The organism is Arthrobacter oryzae (assembly GCF_003634095.1).
Lineage (GTDB): Bacteria > Actinomycetota > Actinomycetes > Actinomycetales > Micrococcaceae > Arthrobacter > Arthrobacter oryzae.
The window spans coordinates 280,808-299,521 of sequence record NZ_RBIR01000001.1; the positions used below are offsets into that span (position 1 = coordinate 280,808).

Sequence of the window (18,714 nt, forward strand, 5' to 3'; positions counted from 1 at the left end):
ACCCGGATACTCACCTGGACGCTCACTTGGCTTGCGCCGTGGCGGACAGGTCGACGTTGAGGGCGGTCACGTTGACGGAGGGCTGGCCCAGGAAGGCCGTCAGGCCGCTGGTGGTGTGCTTGGTGACCAGGGACATTACGGTGTCGGCGCTCAGATGCCGGGCAGCGGCGACGCGGCGGACCTGCAGCTTCGCATAGGCCGGGGAGATGTCCGGGTCCAGCCCTGAGCCGCTGGCCGTGACGGCATCGGCGGGCACCTGGTCCTTGCTGATGCCTTCGGCGGCGGCGACGGCGGTCCGGTTCGCGGTGACTGTGTCGAGGAGTGTCGGGTCGTTGGGTCCGAGGTTGGACGCCGAGGACGATGCCGGGTCCCATTTCACGGCCGAGGGCCGGGCATGGAACCACCGCGGGTCCTGGGCTCCGGCGTCGGTGGTAGAGACTTGGGCGATCAGCGCGGAGGCGGCCGGCGTGCCGGCGCTGTCCCTGATGATGGAGCCGTTGGCCTGGTAAGGGGCGATCAGCTGCCCTGCGCCGAAGACGGCCAGCGGGTAGGCCACGCCGAGGACCAGGGTGGCGAAGAGCAGGAACCGGACTGCGGTGCCTGCCTGCCGGAGGTAACCGGTGAGTGCGTTCATGAGGGATTCCTAGCCGATTCCGGGGATGAGGGAGATCATCAGGTCGATGATCTTGATGCCGATGAAGGGCGCGATGAGCCCGCCGAGCCCGTAGATGAGCAGGTTCCGCCCCAGGGCCCGGTTGGCGGACACGGCACGGTATTTCACGCCGCGGAGCGCGAGCGGCACCAGGGCAATGATGATCAGGGCGTTGAAGATCACCGCGGACAGAATCGCCGAGGACGGGGTGGCCAGGCCCATGATATTCAGCAGTCCGAGCCCCGGGAAGGCGGCGGTGAAGAGGGCCGGGACGATTGCGAAGTACTTAGCGACGTCGTTGGCGACCGAGAACGTGGTCAGGGCGCCGCGGGTGATGAGCAGCTGCTTGCCGATGCCGACGATGTTGATGAGCTTGGTGGGGTCGGAGTCGAGGTCCACCATGTTGGCGGCGTCCTTTGCGGCCGGGGTTCCGGAGTTCATGGCGACGCCGACGTCGGCCGCGGCCAGGGCCGGGGCGTCGTTGGTGCCGTCCCCGGTCATGGCCACCAGCCGGCCCTGGGACTGCTCGTTCTTGATGACCGCGAGTTTGTCCTCCGGGGTTGCTTCAGCCAGGAAATCATCGACCCCGGCTTCGACGGCGATGGCCTTGGCGGTGATGGGATTGTCTCCCGTGATCATCACAGTGCGGATGCCCATCTGCCGCAGTTCCGCGAAGCGGGCATGCATGCCGGGTTTGACGACGTCGGCGAGGTGGATGGTTCCCAGGATGTCCGCGCGGCCGTCTTTGCCCACCTGGGCGACCAGCAGGGGAGTGCCGCCCTGTGCCGAGATCTCCGTGACCCGGTGGTCGACTTCTGCCGGGGTGTGGCCGCCGTATTCTGCGACGAAGGCCGCCACGGTGGAGGCGGCGCCCTTGCGGATCTGCAGGCCGTCAAGGTCCAGCCCGCTCATGCGGGTGCTGGCGCTGAAGGGGACGACAGCGAAATTGCCGGAGCTGCGTTCCAGCGTGGCCAGGTCAGATCCGGTCACGCCCTTGTCCGCGGCGAGGTCCACGATGGAGCGTCCCTCGGGGGTCTCGTCTGCCAGGCTGCAGACCCGGGCGGCGTCGATGAGTTCGGTTCGCTCCACGTGGTTGGCGGGGTAGAAATTGACGGCGCGGCGGTTGCCGTAGGTGATGGTGCCGGTCTTATCCAGCAGGAGGGTGGTGATGTCCCCGGCTGTTTCCACGGCGCGGCCTGAGGTGGCCAGGACGTTGTGTTGGACCAGACGGTCCATGCCGGCGATGCCGATCGCCGGGACGAGCGCGCCTATTGTTGTGGGGATCAGGCAGACCAGCAGGGCCACCAGCACGATCGGGGACGGCGTCGCGCCGGCCAGGGACGCGAACGGGGCCAGGGACATGGTCACGGCCAGGAACACGATGGTCAGGGACACGAGCAGCACGTGGAGGGCGATTTCGTTGGGGGTCTTCTGCCGCACGGCGCCCTCGACCAGTTTGATCATCCGGTCGATAAAGGTTTGTCCGGGCTCGGCGGTGATGCGGATGACGATCCGGTCCGAGAGGACCCTGGTTCCGCCGGTAACGGAGGAGCGGTCGCCGCCGGACTCGCGGATCACCGGGGCTGATTCGCCGGTGATGGTCGATTCGTCGACGCTGGCGAGGCCTTCGATGATTTCGCCGTCCGAGGGGATGACGTCCCCGGCTTCGCAGATGACGATGTCACCCTGCCTCAGCTCCGTGCCGGGGATCTCCTTGGCGGTGCCGTCGGGCTGGCGGAGCCGGGCCTGGACACCCTTGCGGCTGGCCCGGAGGCTGTCGGCCTGGGCTTTGCCCCGGCCTTCGGCGATGGATTCGGACAGGGTGCCGAAGAGGACGGTGAGCCACAGCCACGCCGTGACCGCGATGCCGAACACGGAGGGCCGGTACAGGGAGATCGCCGTGCACAGGGCGGCCCCCGCCAGCACGGTGAACATGACCGGGGAATGGATCATCTGCCGTGGGGAGAGTTTCCGGACGGCGAGCGGCAGGGCGGCGATGACGGATGCGAACGTCAGTTTTGCCGGCGCCTTGGTGTGGTGTTTGTGTTCGCCGGGGGTGCCGAGGGGGTTGCCGTCGGCATAGGTCTGGGCGGCGATGTCCGTTCGGGACGGGGTCATTTCAGGAGTCCTTCTGCGAGCGGGCCCAGGGCCAGGGCCGGGAAGTAGCTGAGCGCGGTCATGATCACTGTCACGCCGAGCAGCAGTCCGCCGAACAGCGGGCCGTGGGTGGGGACGGTGCCGGCCGAGGCGGGAATCTTGGCCTGACGGGCGAGGGACCCGGCCAGGGCCAGGACCAGGACAATCGGGAGGAAGCGGCCCAGTAGCATCGCCAGGCCCATCATCGTGGAGAGGTACGGACCCGAGGTGGTGATGCCGCCGAACGCGGAGCCGTTGTTGTTGGCCCCGGAGGTGAAGGCGTAAAGCACTTCGCTGAACTGGTGCGGACCCGTGGCGGGTGCGTTGGCCATGGCGTCCGGGAGCAGGACGGTGATACCCGCCAGGGCAAGGACCACGGTCGGGGTGACCAGGATGTACATGGCGGCGAGCTTCATTTCCGTCGGTCCGATCTTCTTGCCGAGGTACTCCGGGGTGCGTCCGACCATGAGCCCGGCGATGAAGACGGAAATAATTGACAGGATCAGCAGGCCGTAAAGACCAGACCCGGTTCCGCCGGGTGCGACTTCACCGAGCATCATATTGACCATGGCCACGCCGCCGGCCAGCGGCGGCAGGGAGTCGTGGGCGACGTTCACGGCGCCGGTGGAGGTCAGCGTCGTGGCCGTGGCGAAGATCGCGCTTGGCGCGGGGCCGAGGCGCTGTTCAAAGCCTTCACCCAGACCACCGGCCGCCGCCGTCGCGGTTCCCTGGCCGGTCGAGACCGCCCAGCCCATCAGGGCGGTGGAAGCCAGCCACAGAATGCCCATGACGGCCGCGACCGTGTAGCCCTGCCTCTGGTCACCGACCATCCGGCCGAAGGCGTAGGGCAGCGCCGAGGGGATGAGCAGGAGCAGGAACACCTCAAAGAGGCTGATGAGGGCGTTGGGGTTCTCGAACGGGTGGGCGGAGTTCGCGTTGAAATAGCCGCCGCCGTTGGTCCCGAGCTCCTTGATGGCTTCCTGGGACGCCACGGGGCCGCCGGGAATGCTCTGGCTTATCCCGGCGGCGTGGTTGGTGACGTCGGTGGGCCAGAAGTTCTGCACCACCCCGCCGAGGACCATCACTATGGCCGCGATGAACGCGAGTGGCAGCAGGACCCGGAAAGTGGTCCGGGCCAGGTCAACCCAGAAGTTCCCCAGCCGCTGCGTCCGGGTGCGGGCGATGCCGCGGATGAGGGCCACCACGACGACGATGCCGACCGCGGCGGAGAGGAAGTTCTGCACCGCAAGCAGGGCCATCTGCACGAAGATGCCCACTGTGGCCTCCGGGACGTAGGTCTGCCAGTTCGTGTTGGTCACGAAGGAAATGGCGGTGTTCATGGCAATCCACGGGTCCACGCCGGGCAGCGATCCCCTGCCGGGCAGGACGCCCTGCAGCCGTTGAAGGCCGAACACGGCCAGGATGGAGACGGCCGAGAACGCCAGGACGCTGCGCAGGTAGACGGACCAGGTCTGGTCGGTGGTGGCGTCGACCCCGGCGAGCCGGTAGAACAGGCGCTCGGGGCGGCTGGACGTCGTGCCCACGAAAACCCGGGCCAGATAGACGCCTAGGGGTTTGTGCAGAGCCGCCAGGACAATGAGCAGTGCCGCCACCTGGAGGATAAATGAGCCGGAGTTGAAGGTCATGATCCGGTCACCATTTTTCCGGATGGATCAGGACGGCCAGAAGGTAGCCGAAGAGGCAGAGCCCGGCGATGAGCAGGACGAGCCACATGATCGCGTCGGCGCTCATCGTCCGGCCTCCGGCCCGTCATCGGTAGCCCCGACCATTCCGGCCAGGACGTGGCCGATCCACATGACGAATCCCATGGCCACCATGAGGATTCCAATAACAGCCAGGTCGGCCATTGCAGGTTCCTTTCATCCGCGCCCCGTTTGCGGGGCTACTGAAAGTCAACTCCCCTCCGGAGGCAAATAACCGGGTCCTGATGGTTTCTTAACACCCTGCATGCGGATTTTGATGCGGTCTTAACGTGCGCGGAAATTGAGGACAGATTCTGAGTCCTCGCTTCGTGTATTTGGGGGGCCGAGTCCGGCCGACGGTGCCAGCAGACGGCGCTTAGCCGACGTGGACCCAGGGCCGTTTGGTCACGTCGGGTTCGGCTTCCCGGAGCACTTCGCGGGTGACGGGGGCGATTTCGCCTTCCCCGAACGCGAGGAAGCGCAGGAGATTGCTGACCGGGTTGCCCTCGGTCCAGCGGAAATAGATGTGCGGCATCAGGCCGGTGACGTCCCGGATGTGCAGGAGCACGGAGGCGATGGTGTTCGCCACCACGGGCCCGTGGACCTCCAGGATATGGAAGCCGTGCCGGGTCACGCCGTGGACCTCCAAGGCCGTCTCAAAGTCGGAGGAGTCGTCCACCACCACTTCCAGGAACAGGGCCTGGTAGTCCACCGGCAGATGGCTGACCTCGATCGCGGAGGTCAGTTTGTCCCGGTACGCCTCCGGGCTCAGGCGCAACGGTTCGTGGGCAATGATCGCAATGGGGCCGTCCAGGTTGGAGGAGACAAACTCCAGTGCCTGCCGGTCCATATGGACGTGGGTGGCGTGCAGCTCGAAGGAGCGACGGATGCGCGAGAGCAGGGAAATGACGATGATCCCGACGATGAAGAACGCGGCGATCCGGATGCCTTCGGGCCGTTCAAAGATGTTCGCCACCGTGGTGTAGATGAACACGACGGCGATAATCCCGAAGCCGACGGTGCGTTTGCGCTGTTTCCGGCGCCGGGCGGAGAGCGCCACGGCAACCGCCGCGGAGGTCATCAGGACCAGGACGCCGGTGGCGTAGGCACCGCCCTGGGCGTCGACGTCGGCGTTGAACAGCCAGGTGATCAGGAACCCGACCAGTGTGAACACCAGGACCAGCGGCCGGACCGCGCGGGCCCACCCCGGCGCCATGCCGTACCGGGGCAGGTACCGGGGCACGAGGTTCAGCAGCCCGGCCATGGCGGAGGCGCCGGCAAACCAGAGGATGGCGATGGTGCTGATGTCATAGACGGTGCCGAAGCCAGCGCCCAGGTACTCGTGGGCGAGGTAGGCCAGAGCGCGGCCGTTGGCCGGTCCGCCCGGCTGGAAGTCCTGCTCCGGGATCAGGATGACCGTGGTGAAGCTGGTGGTGATCAGGAATGCACTCATGATGACGGCCGCGGTGGTCAGCAGCCGCCGGGCGCCCTCGATCCGGCCTACGGGCTTGTCCTCGGTGTCACCGGCGCGTCCCTGGATCTGCGGCATGACCGCGACGCCGGTCTCGAAGCCGGACAGGCCCAGGGCCAGCTTGGGGAAGACGAGCAGGGCGATGCCCACCACCATCAGCGGGTTTCCGTGTTGGGTGGTCAGGGCCAGCCACCAGTTGTCGACGGCGACCGGCTGGGCAAACACCTCGAAGATGGTGGTGACAACCACCACGACATTCAGGCCCAGGTAGACGCCCACGAGCACGACGGCGACGCCGATGGCCTCCTTGAACCCGCGCAGGAAGACGGCGCCCAACAGGGCGAGCAGGAAGAGCGTGACCGGCACGTTCTGTCCCTGCATCCAGCCAGGAACCAGTGGGTTCTGGATCGCGTGGGCGGTGGCGTCGGCGGCGGAGAGCGTCATGGTGATCATGAAGTCAGTTGCCGCGAACCCCAGCAGGACCAGCACGAAGAGCTTCCCGCCCCAGCGCGGCAGGAGCCGCTCCAGCATCGCGATGGAACCCTCGCCCCGGTGGCTTTCCCCGGCCACCCGGCGGTACACGGGCAGCGCGCCCAGCAAAGTCACAGCCACCAGCACCATGGTCGCCAGCGGCGAAATCACGCCGGCCGCGAGCGCGGCGATGGCGGGCTGGTAGCCCAGGGTGGAGAAGTAGTCCACGCCGGTCAGGCACATCACCTGCCACCACCGATGCTTCTTCAGGTGCGAGTCACTGACCGCGCCCGGTCCTTGGTGGATGCCCTTGGCGTCCTGCAGGCCGAACAGCAGCCAGCTCCTGAAGTTCTCCTTGGCCCCCGGTCCTGGTGCCGACGGATCCGCGGGCGGTCTGCTCATTGTGGTCATCTATGCCTCTCCGCGCGATGCCCACCATCGTGATTACTGCCGACGATACACCGGCCCCGGGAGCCACTGACAGGCCGTCATCAATTTTGACGGATCCTTAACGCCGGGACTTCGATGTAGAGGATGGCGCCGGCGGCGGCCGGCAGGTACCAGTGACTGCGAAGTCGCGCCGGCCGGTAGATGTGTCCGAACGGGTCCTTCACCTTGACGTGCCCGAGGGGCTTCAGCCGGGCGAGCCGGCGATCGATCTCCTCGATGCCCGGCACTGACGAGCCAACGCCGTCGATGTCCAGAGACCACGCTCCCTCCGCCGGACCCCGCCCGTGTTCCAGGGCGAGGGTTTCGAAGAGGTCCGACACCACCTCGTCCCCCGTCCGGGGGTAGAAGCGCCGGAGCCGGTGCTCATCGGGATGGGCGCTCTGCGCATGGAGCCACGCGTGGCGAAGCCAATGGAATTCCACCGGTCCCAGCGCGGGGCCGAGGACCATGTGACGGTCCGGATCCAGCACCAGGCGGTAAGCGATGCCGCTGCGGTCGATGATGCACGCAGCTTCATCGACGTATTCAAACGCCCCCATAAGTTCCTTTTCCGACCGGTGGTAGGAAAAGTCCCCGCCGTCATCGACAGCGACGAAATCCCGGTTGGGGCCTGCTGTGGCCGGAAGGCCCGATGCGTCCCGTATCCGCCGGGACCTGGTGTTCATTCTGGTTGGCTCCTGCCGAGGATCCGGACTGCGGCCACGGCGGCTGCAGTGTCCTCTTGTTTCATCACACCACCGCCGAGTCCTCACGGGGACGGGCCTTAACGCTATCCATATGCCGGAGGCCCGGATATTTGCGCGTTCTTAACGCCCCGGACCAGCCGGAACCCTCAGATGTCCCGGGTGAGGATCTTGAAGCCCACGCCGCGGCCCAGGCCCTGCTCGAACGCGAGGGTGAACCAGAGTTTGACGAAGTCATCGACGATCCCGGCCTTGGTGGCGTCGCCGACGCGGACGGGGCGAAGTCCGGTGGCGCCAATGAGCTCTTCGACGGTCTCCTGGCCGGGGCCCGCGGGACCGGCGTAGAGCATGTCGCCGTTTACACCCTGGTAATCGGCGTCGGCGAAGTTCTCCCAGCCGAGGCTGTTGAACGCACGGTAGATGCGGGCGGCCGGTGCGTGCTCGCTGATCAGGGCGATGCTGTTCATCGTGGCGCCGCCGGTGTTGTTGGTGGCGTCGATGACGATCTTGTTCTCAATCGCGGCGGACATGGCGGGGACCGCTTGATCCATGGCGGCCCCGTTGATGGCCAGGAGGACGACGTCTGCGGCGGCGATTGCGCCGTTGATGGTGTCGCGGCCGGCACCGATGCGGTTGGCGTAGGCGGTGAGGTCGGCGTCGTCGGGGGAGCGGACGCCGAAGGTCACCCGGTAACCGGCCTCGGTCCAGCGGCGGGCCAGCGTCCGTCCGATGATGCCGGCGCCGATCACGGCGAGCGTGGGCTGTGTCATGAGGATTCTCGATTCTTGGGGGTAGGTGTGCGCGGCGGCGCAGGGGTCGCAGGGGAGCGTTAGCTCACGTGGACGCCGCCGTCGACGTCGATGACCGTTCCCGTGACGAAGGTGTTTGTCATCAGGAACAGCGCGGCGGAGGCCACGTCCTCGGCCTTGCCGACGCGGCCGGCCGGGACGGCGTTGCCGTAGCCGGCGTACATGCCCTGGCGCATTTCCTCGGGCATGCCGGAGTACGCCGGGGTGTCTACGAGGCCGGGGGCGATCACGTTGACCCGGATCGGGGCCAGGTCCAGGGCGTTGGCCTTCCCGAAGGCCTCGAGGGCGGCGTTCACGGCGGCCATGACGGGCCGGCCTGGGGCGTGTTTGCGGCTTGCGCCGCCGCCGACCATGGTGATCGACCCGTCCTGGGCGATTGCGCCGGAGGCCGCACGGACGGCGTCGTAATAGCCCCAGAACTTGATGTCCATGAACGGCCTGGCATCGGCGGACGAGAGGTCGCGCACCGAGCCCATCGCACCCGGCCCCGCGGACAGGACCAGGTGATCAAATGCCCCGACGCGGTTGAACAAGGCCTCAACCGAGGCGGTGTCTGAAATGTCGACGTGTTCAGTCCGCACGGGCGCACTGAATGTGCCGTCAGCGCGCTGCGGGTCGCGGCTGGCGACTGTGACGCTCGCGCCGGCAGCCAACGCCTTTTCCGCCGCGGCGCGGCCGATGCCGGATGTGCCGCCGACGACGAGGACATGCTTGCCCGCCAGGGCGGGTTCGGCCTGCAGGTTCTGTGAAACAACACTCATGGTGGGATTCCGTTCAGTTCGGTGGCGCCCCGACGATGTGACGGAGCGTTCTCAAACCATCTTGTGACGGAACGTTCCGTCTGTCAAACTGGAGGGGAACGAATCCCTTCCGCCCGTCGTCGGGCCGGAGAGTGACCGAGGACGCTGAACAGGACAGGCAGGAAAAACATGGCGCGCAAGACGGCCGCTGAAAACCGACAACACGTGCTGGCCTCGGCCGGTCCGTTGTTCTACCGCCAGGGCATCCGGGCCGTCGGCATGGACCAGATCATCAAGGAAGCCGGCGTTGGCAACGCCACCGTATACCGTCAGTTCCCCACCAAGGACCATCTGGCGACCGCCTACGTCCAAGAGCGCGCGGACGCCTGGTTCACGCGGATGCGGGAGGCGGCCGGCGCCGTGGAGGATCCGCGCGGAAAGATCCTGGCCGTCTTCGAAGTCACCGCAGGGGATATCGGCGGAGCGACGTATCGGGGTTGCCCGATGCTCAATACGCATACCGAGTTCCCCGACCCTGCCCATCCGGCCCACGCCGTCGCGGTTGCCCACAAACTGCAGGTGTGCGACTGGTTCCGGGCTTTGGCGGAGGGCGCCGGCGCAACCAACCCTCAAGAATTGGCGGAGCAGCTGCTGCTGGTACTCAACGGCACCCTGTCAACGGCTGCGGTCCTGGGCCCGGACGGTCCGGCCAGGCAGGGCCTCGCCATGGCCCGGCAGCTGGTCACTGCCGCATGCGGCCAGACTGGGCAGTAACCGGGTCCGTCAGTAGCTGCCGGCACGGTCAACGATGAGCCAGGCCGAACCTCTGAAACAGCACCGGAAAGCCGGTCTTGAGCCCGTAGGTCACGGCGTCTCCGCGGTGGCCGATCCCGGCCCCCACGAACCGTTGCGTCGTCATTCCGGCGGCTTTTGCAGCAGCCGCCGCCGTGGCGCTTTGCGGCCCGTACTGCGGGTCGATTGCTCCGCTGGTAAAGATGGCGAGCTCATCGGTGTACGTGTGGGCTTTGAGGATTGTGGAGGGCTTCTCCGCAGTGAACGCGGCCTCGTTGCCGCCAAAGATGGTTGCTATCGTATTCTCCGGCGAGCCGTCCACCGGATCCAGTTCCCCGGAGATGCTGAGCATGGAGCCGAATATCTCCGGCCTCTTGGCCGCGAACGAGAGTGCGCATTCGCCGCCGTTGGAGTATCCGGCCACCGCCCACTGGGTCCGATCGGTGGCCACGTTGAGGTTCTTGCGGATGTAGTTCACGACGTCGGTTGTGACATACGTGTAGACGTTTCCCTTGGGGGAGTCAACGCAGACAGGGTTCCGGTAGGGGTTGCCAAGCTGGTCGATGGTGAGGAGCAAAGGGGCCAGGCCGTGGTTTTGCCGCGCCAGGGCATCGAGTTCCCGAACCGCGGACTTGCTCTGTTCGGGGCCGCCCGGCTGCCCCATCATCATGACGATGATCGGCAGATCCGGCGGATTAGCCACCAAGGCAGCGGGTGGGAGGTAGAGGAAAGCATCGCGGGCATGGAATCCGGAGGCGTCGGCAGGAATCGTCACAGCGCCGCTCCGCCCGACGGCCGGCATTCCCGCAGGCGGCTTCCAGGCCTGCCACAGGGCGGACTCGAGCCCTGAGCGGTGCACGGGGTTCAATTTGGGCAAAGTCAGGTGCTTCGTCAGGTTTATCCCCAACATTGCTCCCAGCGTCGGGTTGAGCCCATACCCGTTATTGATGCCGAGTGCCGCCGTCGCAATGAAGAGCACAGCGGCGAGGACGGCCACCGCCTTCCGCCACCAGCGGGACCGCCACAGGCTGACGGCAGCCAGTCCGACGCCCGCGAACGCGCAGACCACCCAGACGCGGGTGTCCGAGTCCAGTGGGAGCCCGAAGACGTCCAGCATGACTTCGGAGACGAACAGGACGACGGCTCCGGCCAGGGCGCCGCCGGCCACGGCCGCAGCCGCAGTGAGGAGCCATTTGCGCCAGGGCGGCAACTGCGAAGCGCGCGACGGAGAGCCGCCCTCCCCGGCTGATGCCGCGGCGCGGCCGGTCGGACGCCACCGAAGTCCGGCGCGCAACACCAGAAACAGGGCTGCCAAGGCGGAAAGGGCATAGAAGGCGTAGAGCAAGGGGCTTTCGATGACGCTGAGGCTGAGAAGCCGCTCCATCCCGTCTCCTCCTGTCCGCCATTTGGATTCATGGCCGCCGGCCGGTTCGCCGGGCCCGGGGTGCCGCTCCGGAGTGACCTCAGCTCCCTTATGACGCTGTTATAGCACGCCTGCCACCGACGAAGCTGGGAACGTGAGCGCTGTTCCCATCGCAGTATGTCGGCCCTGCGAAGTCTGCGCGTGCCGGCCCTGTGGCGACGGTGTATGGGCAGAAAGGATCTATGCCGGCGCGCACGTCGGTGATCAAATGGAAGCTACAGGATGGGCCTGTCTGATTGTCCCGAAATCCTGAAAGGATGCATCGTGCCAGAATCGCCGCCCGTAGCTAAACCCAGGCGGTTCCGTCGCCGCAGTTTAGTGCGCTGGCTGGTGCCGGTGTTGCGCGGGGCTCCTGTCACGGTGTCGTTCGTTGTTGTCTTCTGGATCCTGGGTCTGCTGTCGTCGAGTATCGTCTCCGGCCCGGCAGTGCAGTGGAGGGCGAATGTGGCGGCGACGGCGCATTCCTTGCCCAGTCATTGGTGGGCGGTGCTGGCTGCCGCCTTCTGGGCCAGGAACCTGCTCGGCTACGTGACAGGCACGGTCCTGGTGCTCCTGGTTTGCATTCCGCTGGAGCGGCAGATGGGGAGCAGGAATTTCTCCGTCGCGGCCGTTGTGACGCAGGTCGCGGGCATGCTGGCCGCGGCGGGATTTTGGGAGGCCACCCGGGCACTGATGGGGAGCTGGGCCCGGGAGATGAGTGGGTTGTTCTTTCTGGGCCCGAGTGCGTTCATTTGCGGCACCGCCATGGCTGCGACGGCGTCCATGGGGGCGCTGTGGAGGCGACGAATTCGCCTGGCCCTCTTCGGGCTGCTGATCCTCCTCGCCCTCTACAGCGGCGGTTTCGCCGATCTGGGGCGCCTTGGAGCCGGTGCCGCGGGCGCACTTCTGGGCCCGATCCTTTTGGGACGTCGCCCCCGGCTGGTGCGCCCGGTCAGTTCAAAGCACGAGGGAAGGGTGCTCGTAGCCCTGCTCGTGGCGGTTTCGGCCGTCGGTCCGGTCGTCGCCGGTCTGGTCCCGCACGCCGTGGGGCCGCTCGCCGTGTTGCGCTTCCTGTTCACGGACATTCGGCCGGTGGACCCCCAGACGCTGCAGAAGATCTGCGCAGTCCCGGCCCAGCATCGGGCCTGTGAGGCTGCGCATCTGCAGCTGAGAGCGGGGGCCGGCGCTATTTTCATGGCGATTGTTCCGTCATTTCTGCTCCTGCTGCTCGCCGAGGGCCTCCGGCGCGGACGGCGCTTCGCCTGGGCCGGCGTATTGGTGGTCCAGGCCGGACTGTCACTGCTGGCATTCACGACGCTGGTGGGGGTGCTGCAGGCAGCCGGTCCGAACACGGTCGCCGGACAGTTGGTGGACGCGAGCCAGCCTGGCCACAGCACCCAGCCGCTGGCACTTGTTGTCCCGCTGCTTGTCCCGGTGATGATATTCGTTGTGGTTTTGGCATGCCGTGAGTTGTTTCCGGTCACCGCACCCCGCGGCACCTATACCCGGCTCGCCCTGCAGGTCCTGGCCCTGGCCGGACTCCTCAGCCTCGTTTACATCGGCGGCGGGCTGGTCCTCGCGCCGGGCTTCACCCCGGTCCCCGCCGCGGCCGATCTGCTGGCGGATACGCCCGACAGGTTCCTGCCGCTGGGCTTCGTTGGAGACGTTCCGCCTGCCTTCTTTCCCGAGACCACGCTTGCCGTTTTGCTCTATGAGGGAGTCGGCATAGTGTTCTGGGCCGTCACGGGGGTGCTGATGCTCAAGTCCTTTGTGCGCCCGAGCCAGCCCCGGCACGGCGATGACAAGGAGAGAGCCCTGGCAATCCTCAAATCAGGGGAGGGAAGTTCTATCTCGTGGATGACCACCTGGGCCGGGAATACTTATTGGTTCTCCGCCACCGGCCGGAGTTTCGTCGCGTACCGCGTAATCGCCGGCATTGCGCTGACGGTCGGCGGGCCTGTCGGACCCGGGAACCTGACTCCGGCCGTAGTCACTGAATTCTCTGAATTCTGCAGGTCCAATGGGTGGACACCCTGCTTCTACTCAATTTCGGCGGAGGTCCGGGACGCCGCATCGCGCCTGGGCTGGGATTCGGTCCAGGTTGCCCAGGAAACCGTCCTGCCTTTGGATTCCCTGTCCTTCAAGGGAAAGCGGTTCCAGGATATTCGTACTGCCTTGAACAACGCGGCCAAGGCCGGAATTTATGCTGAATGGGTTCGCTATCCCACAGCAGGCCTGAATCTTCAGACGCAGATTCTGGCGATCTCGGAAGAATGGGTGGCCGACCGGACGATGCCGGAAATGGGATTCACCCTTGGCGGCGTCGACGAACTGAACGACCCTGAAGTCCGCTGCCTGCTCGCCATTGACGCCCAGCAACACGTGCACGCGGTCACGTCGTGGCTTCCGGTCTACCGCAACGGACGGATTGTGGGCTGGACGCTGGACTTCATGAGGAGGAGGAGCACCGGGTTCCGGCCGGCAGTCGAGTTCCTCATTGCTTCTGCGGCAATGAGCTTCAAGGGCGAAGAGTGCGACTTCATCAGTCTCTCTGGTGCGCCATTGGCCCGAGTCGCTCCGGCCCTCCACCCGGACGCGACGTCGCCGGGGCCGGCAGAGGCCGCCGGCCTGGGAAGATTGCTGGATCGCCTCGGATCCGCGCTGGAACCCGTCTACGGGTTCCGGTCCCTCCTGGCCTTCAAGAGCAAGTTCCACCCGGTCTATGTCCCCCTCTTCATGGCCTATCCGGACTCGGCGGCCCTGCCCGGAATCGGAAACGCACTTACCCGCGCCTACCTGCCCGATCTGTCCTTGGGCGAGGGGTTCAGGATCCTGCGGAGCATACTGAGCGAACATGTAGGGTCCGTTGGCCGCGCGGGCCGCCGCTGACGCTCCCGGGAGACGGTCGGTGTCCCAAGGAGTGCCATCGAGCCCCAAAATTCTCCCGTTTGTCCGACCCAAGGCTTGCAGCGGCCTTAGAAGGCGTCGAGCCGCCGCCGCAGTGACACGATGCCCAAAGCCAGGCCGCCCGCGGCCGTCAGTACCAGCACCGCTACGTCACGGCCCAGGTTCTCAGTCGACTGGTAGAAGATTGCGGCCTCCAGCGCATCCACCCCGTAGAACGTAGGGGTGAAGTGCGCCAAGGCCTGAATCCAATCGGGCAGGAACGCCGCGACGCTGATTCCGCCGCTCAGGAAAAACAAGTAGATCGCCACGTTGATGCCGACGGCCGATACCGGGGCGAACCGGCGGAAAGTGCCTCCAAGGGCGGCCCCGACGCCGGCCGCCGCGAGTGCGATCAGCCCGATCACCGCCAGTGCCGGCAGCCAGTACCACCCCGCAGGCTGCAGGAAGCCGGAAACGGCCGCCAGGATCAGCACCACCATTGCCACCAACATGGTCATCACCCAGCACCCTAGGATCTTCCCGGCGATCAGGACGCCGCGGCCCACCGGCGCGAGCAACAGCGCCTTGATGGTCAGGTCCTCGAACTCCCGGGCGGTGGCCAACCCGCCGTTGACGATGCCCATGAGCGTGAGGAGCAGCACGAGGACGGGCACCAGTTCGAACTGCACGAGGTCGACGTCGTGCGGCCTCAGATCGGACTCGGCGACGCCGACCATGACGGGGTTGTCCGGTTGGCCAGCGTAGAAGCGCGTGATTGCGGCCGGCAGCGACCTGCGAAGGTCGTTGGTGAAGTCCAGGTTCAGATTGTTGATACGGATCCGCACCGGGTCCGGCCGGTGCATCCGGTAGTCGTCGTCGAAGGAGGCCGGGATGGTGATAACGGCCGCAACCTGGAGGGTGTCGAGCAAATGCGCGGCCTCATCCGGGGCCGCCGCCTGGACGCGGAACGCGTCGGAGTCATTAAGGATTGAGACCAGGCGCTGAGCCTGCGGACCGTTGCCCTCGACCACGACGGCCACCGGATTGCGCCCGGTTGCGCCGGCCACGATGAAGATGATGAGCAAGAAAGCGATCGGCGGCAACAGGCTCACGGCGATCGCCGACGGCGTGCGCGCCCACGTCACAATGTCTTTGGCCGCGATTGCCAACACTGCCCGGAGCGATCCCATCAGCGCGCGACCCCCCTCCGGCCGAAAACAAGGGCGGTGATCACGACCGTCAGAACCGTGAATCCGGCCAGCACCAGGGTGTCGACAGCCAGGTCCTGGGTGGCCGTCTGGTAGCCATGGAAGGCGTGCTGGAAGGCGGCGATCGCATAGGTCAGCGGGGACACGGCGGCGATCGCGCCGGGAACGGCGCCGAGCCAGTTCGCCGGTCCGAACGGCCCGCTCAGGAAAAACAGCGGCAGGACGCAGGCGACGGCGAGCGGGATGGCCTGCTGGCGCCGGCGCACCAGCGTTCCGGCCAGAACGCCGAGGGCAAGAAAGGCGGCGATCATCAGCAGGCCGAAACCGAGCACCTCCCAGGGATGCAGGGGGTGAACCCCGATCAACAAGATGACGACGCCCAGCACCAGAACTGCCGAGGCTGCGGTGAGCGCGGCTGAGCCGAGTATCTTTCCCAGCCCGATCGTCAGCCGGCTCACCGGCGCCAGTGCCAGTTCCTTGACGGTGCCCAGCTCATAGTCCCGCGCGGCGTTGACGCTGCCCTGCAGCAGCGCGGCGAGCATCAGCCCGGCCACCACAATGCTCACGGCCAAGTAGGGAACGTAACCGGTGTCGTGCGCCTGGACGTCGGACTCAAGCGCACGCACGACGACTTGTTCAGGGAACGCATTGGCGTAGAAGGATGTTATCGAGAGCGGCAGTGCCCGTCGGATGTCGTTGGTGAAGTCGACATTGAGGTTGTTGACCTCGACCGGGATGTCCACCCTTGTCCCGGCGCTGACCGCGGCATCGAAGTCCTGGGGCACTGTCACGACGGCGACGACCGATCCCGCCCGGATCTCGCGCTCCGCGTCGGCCGAGGAGGCCGTGTGGATGAAGAAGGACTGCGAGTTGTTCATGGCCTGGAGGAATTGCCCGGCCAACGGTCCCGGGTCGTTCATGACCACCGCGACCGGCGCCTGACCTCCGCTGAGGGCGAAGAGAAGGAACAGCAGAAGGAAGTTGATTGGGATGATGAGGCCGGCTATCGCGAACAGCGGTTCCCGGAGGGTGAGGCGGATGTCCGCCGCTGCGACGGCCCGGACCACGCGCAGGTTGTGCCGGAGGCTCATTCCCTCAACTCCTTGCCGGTCAGGCTGAGGAAGACCTCGTCCAGGCTTGGCTCGCGGCTCTGGATCTCCTCGAGGCTCGTGGATGCGACCACCGCAGTCACGACCTTGCCGGTGACGTCACCGCCGCCTTCAACCGTGACCTGAATTGATCCGTTGGACGCAATAGCGGAGACCACACCTTGTAGGGCGCGGACCTCCCGAACGAGGTCTTCCGTGGGCGCCGGCTGGGTGCGTATATCAAGTACGGTGTCACCGAAGCTGCGGCGCAAGTTCGACGGCGAGTCCAGGGCGACGAGGCGCCCGCGGTCGATAATTGCCAGGCGGTCGCAGAGGACGTTCGCCTCTTCAAGGTAGTTCGTGGTGATGAGCACGGTGGATCCGCGTTCCTTGAGCTCGAGGATCCGGTCCCAGAGCGCGCGCCGGCTCTGCACATCGACCCCGAGGCCGGGCTCGTCGAAATAGAGCAGCTCGGGGTCGTGGAGGAGCGCCCGGACCAACGCCAACCTTCGCTTCATGCCGCCGGAAAAGGTGGAGACGCGGCTCTTCCGCCGTTCCTCCAGCTGTGCGAGCTCGAGCAATGACGTAATCCGCTCCTGGAGGCCTTTCCGGGGCACGTCGAAGAGGTCCGCGTGAAAGCGCAGGTTGGCCTCTGCCGTCAGCTCCTCGTAGAGGGCATTCTCCTGCGGCACCGTCCCCAGGGACCGCCGGATCCTCTGTGGATCCGCAACCATGTCCACGCCAAGGACCGTAACCCTGCCGGCGGTCGGCCGGCTCAGGCCGCTAATCATGTTGATGGTGGTTGTCTTGCCGGAGCCGTTGGGCCCGAGCAGGCCGAAGACCTCCCCGCGTTCCACGCGCACGCTGAGGTTGTCGATTGCGGTGAAGGAGCCGAATCGTTTGGTGACTCCGATGAGCTCGATGGCCGTTACGGTCATGCCCTTATCTCCTAGGCCACAGGCACACGGTGCGGCCACCAGCCTGATCGGGCGGGGCCTCGGCTCCATGATGGGACCGGGTCGAATAAAACACAAGCGGCAGGGGGTGGAGGGCTCTGGCGGTCGGCCCCCGGGAGGTCCACGCTTTAACTTATCGGCGCTGGCCCGTGGGGCGGGGCCCGACCGCCGTCGGCGGCATACGGGGTGGAAGGAGAACGAGATGGTTGGCACAGCAGTCCCGGCCCTTAGGGCCGGCATGCGGCGGGATCTGGTGACACAGCTGCTGGGGATCTGGCTCCTACTGGCGGTCTTCCTGGACGGCTGGGCACACCTGCACGTTCCCGGCCTGGAAACGTTTTTCACCCCCTGGCACGCCGCTCTCTATTCCGGCCTCCTGGCTATGGCCGCGTGGCTGGCCTCCCTGATCTGGAGGAACCGGGAGCCCGGGCAGCCACTCGCGCGTGCAATACCGGCCGGCTACCGGGGCACCGTTGCCGGAGTGGTCCTCTTCGCCCTCGCCGGCGTTCTGGATCTGCTCTGGCATGAAATCCTGGGCATCGAGGTCTCCCTCGATGCGCTGGTCAGCCCCACCCACCTGCTGCTCGGGTTCAGCCTTTTCCTCATTCTCGGCACCGGCGTCCGCAGTGCCCGGGCCGGGAGCGGGCGGGACGCCTTCGCCTGGACGCCGCCGGCATTGCTCTCTGTCGCCCTGATGACCGGATTGGGCGCCTTCTTCCTCATCTACTGCTCGGCTTTCGTCCGGGCAGCGCCGGCCCTGCCGTACCTCCCGACGCCGATCGGCAGCCCCGGCCACAGCCAAGCGGAGCTGCCGGCGGCGATCGGAATGGCCAGCTACCTGGTGACCACCGCGCTGATCATCGTCCCCTTCCTCTACACCTGCTCCCGAACCCAACGGCCGCCTCGCGGCATCGTCACCCTGCTGGTCGCCGTCGTGGCGTGGCTGCCCATCGCCATGTCGGGGTTCCGCCCGGCGGCGCTCGCCGGGGCGGCGGGGGCCACGGTGGCAGCAGTTGTGGCGGATGTGGCACTTGCCCGCGCGGCCGGGCGCATGACCGGCCGTCGGCTTCCGGGGGTGAGCGCCCTGCTGGTGGCGCTCCTCTGGACGGGCCAGCTGGTGGGCATTGCCTTGGTGTCAGGGATTGGATGGCCTGTGTCCATGTGGCTTGGAGCCATCGTGTTGAGCTCGGCAGTGGCAGCCGGTCTCGCTTTTGCCAGCTCCTGGAACTTTAGGAGCCCGCACATTCCCGAGGCGTCGCACCCATAG

At 66.5% G+C, this 18,714-nt stretch carries 15 protein-coding genes; 3 read left to right on the forward strand and 12 right to left on the reverse strand.

What is annotated here, in order from left to right:
* Positions 1-22 precede the first annotated feature (22 nt).
* The 8 genes from kdpC to C8D78_RS01385 all read right to left on the reverse strand — a co-directional run bounded on the left by kdpC (position 23) and on the right by C8D78_RS01385 (position 9,136).
* Positions 23-634 carry a potassium-transporting ATPase subunit KdpC gene (gene kdpC, locus C8D78_RS01350; protein WP_120950087.1) on the reverse strand — a complete coding sequence of 204 codons (612 nt, stop codon included), beginning with the start codon at positions 632-634 and terminating at the stop codon, positions 23-25.
* A 9-nt stretch (positions 635-643) separates the two neighbouring features.
* Entirely contained in the window at positions 644-2,770 is a 2,127-nt protein-coding gene (gene kdpB / locus C8D78_RS01355) for a potassium-transporting ATPase subunit KdpB (RefSeq protein WP_120950088.1), read from the reverse strand.
* A complete protein-coding gene (gene kdpA / locus C8D78_RS01360) occupies positions 2,767-4,434 on the reverse strand; it encodes a potassium-transporting ATPase subunit KdpA (RefSeq protein ID WP_120950089.1) in 1,668 nt (555 codons plus the stop codon). Before kdpA ends, kdpB begins: the two co-directional genes overlap by 4 nt.
* Positions 4,435-4,441: 7 nt before the next feature.
* Positions 4,442-4,540, reverse strand: a complete 99-nt coding sequence (locus C8D78_RS01365) for a potassium-transporting ATPase subunit F (RefSeq protein ID WP_084475820.1) — start codon at positions 4,538-4,540, stop codon at positions 4,442-4,444.
* Positions 4,541-4,867: 327 nt separating this feature from the next.
* Positions 4,868-6,844: an APC family permease gene (locus C8D78_RS01370; RefSeq protein ID WP_120950090.1), complete on the reverse strand. Its 1,977-nt coding sequence runs from the start codon at positions 6,842-6,844 to the stop codon at positions 4,868-4,870.
* Between the two features lie 80 nt (positions 6,845-6,924).
* The gene (locus tag C8D78_RS01375) at positions 6,925-7,548 is read right to left on the reverse strand and encodes a hypothetical protein (protein WP_120950091.1); all 624 of its coding nucleotides are present in this window, start codon (positions 7,546-7,548) and stop codon (positions 6,925-6,927) included.
* 167 nt (positions 7,549-7,715) lie between these two features.
* Positions 7,716-8,336 carry an NADPH-dependent F420 reductase gene (locus C8D78_RS01380; RefSeq protein WP_120950092.1) on the reverse strand — a complete coding sequence of 207 codons (621 nt, stop codon included), beginning with the start codon at positions 8,334-8,336 and terminating at the stop codon, positions 7,716-7,718.
* A 59-nt stretch (positions 8,337-8,395) separates the two neighbouring features.
* Positions 8,396-9,136 carry an SDR family oxidoreductase gene (locus C8D78_RS01385; RefSeq protein ID WP_120950093.1) on the reverse strand — a complete coding sequence of 247 codons (741 nt, stop codon included), beginning with the start codon at positions 9,134-9,136 and terminating at the stop codon, positions 8,396-8,398.
* A gap of 168 nt (positions 9,137-9,304) precedes the next feature.
* On the opposite strand from C8D78_RS01385, the gene C8D78_RS01390 reads away from it, so the two are divergent.
* Positions 9,305-9,889, forward strand: a complete 585-nt coding sequence (locus tag C8D78_RS01390) for a TetR/AcrR family transcriptional regulator (RefSeq protein ID WP_120950094.1) — start codon at positions 9,305-9,307, stop codon at positions 9,887-9,889.
* A 28-nt stretch (positions 9,890-9,917) separates the two neighbouring features.
* On the opposite strand, the gene C8D78_RS01395 is transcribed toward C8D78_RS01390, so the two are convergent.
* A complete protein-coding gene (locus C8D78_RS01395; RefSeq protein ID WP_120950095.1) occupies positions 9,918-11,291 on the reverse strand; it encodes an alpha/beta hydrolase in 1,374 nt (457 codons plus the stop codon).
* Between the two features lie 399 nt (positions 11,292-11,690).
* On the opposite strand from C8D78_RS01395, the gene C8D78_RS01400 reads away from it, so the two are divergent.
* Complete coding sequence (locus tag C8D78_RS01400; RefSeq protein WP_244208185.1) at positions 11,691-14,198, forward strand: bifunctional lysylphosphatidylglycerol flippase/synthetase MprF; 2,508 nt, start codon at positions 11,691-11,693, stop codon at positions 14,196-14,198.
* Positions 14,199-14,284: 86 nt separating this feature from the next.
* Here the strand turns inward: C8D78_RS01400 and C8D78_RS01405 are convergent, their stop codons facing one another.
* Genes C8D78_RS01405 through C8D78_RS01415 form a run of 3 tightly spaced genes read right to left on the reverse strand, consistent with a single transcriptional unit; the run spans position 14,285 to position 17,429 of the window.
* Positions 14,285-15,367, reverse strand: coding sequence for an ABC transporter permease (locus tag C8D78_RS01405; RefSeq protein WP_167467822.1), 1,083 nt, complete (start codon positions 15,365-15,367; stop codon positions 14,285-14,287).
* A 17-nt stretch (positions 15,368-15,384) separates the two neighbouring features.
* A complete protein-coding gene (locus C8D78_RS01410; protein ID WP_120950098.1) occupies positions 15,385-16,494 on the reverse strand; it encodes an ABC transporter permease in 1,110 nt (369 codons plus the stop codon).
* Positions 16,491-17,429: an ABC transporter ATP-binding protein gene (locus C8D78_RS01415; RefSeq protein WP_167467823.1), complete on the reverse strand. Its 939-nt coding sequence runs from the start codon at positions 17,427-17,429 to the stop codon at positions 16,491-16,493. The genes C8D78_RS01410 and C8D78_RS01415 overlap by 4 nt, the downstream gene beginning before the upstream one ends.
* A 220-nt stretch (positions 17,430-17,649) precedes the next feature.
* Here C8D78_RS01415 and C8D78_RS01420 point away from each other — a divergent pair, with 220 nt between their 5' ends.
* The gene (locus tag C8D78_RS01420) at positions 17,650-18,714 is read left to right on the forward strand and encodes a hypothetical protein (RefSeq protein ID WP_244208186.1); all 1,065 of its coding nucleotides are present in this window, start codon (positions 17,650-17,652) and stop codon (positions 18,712-18,714) included.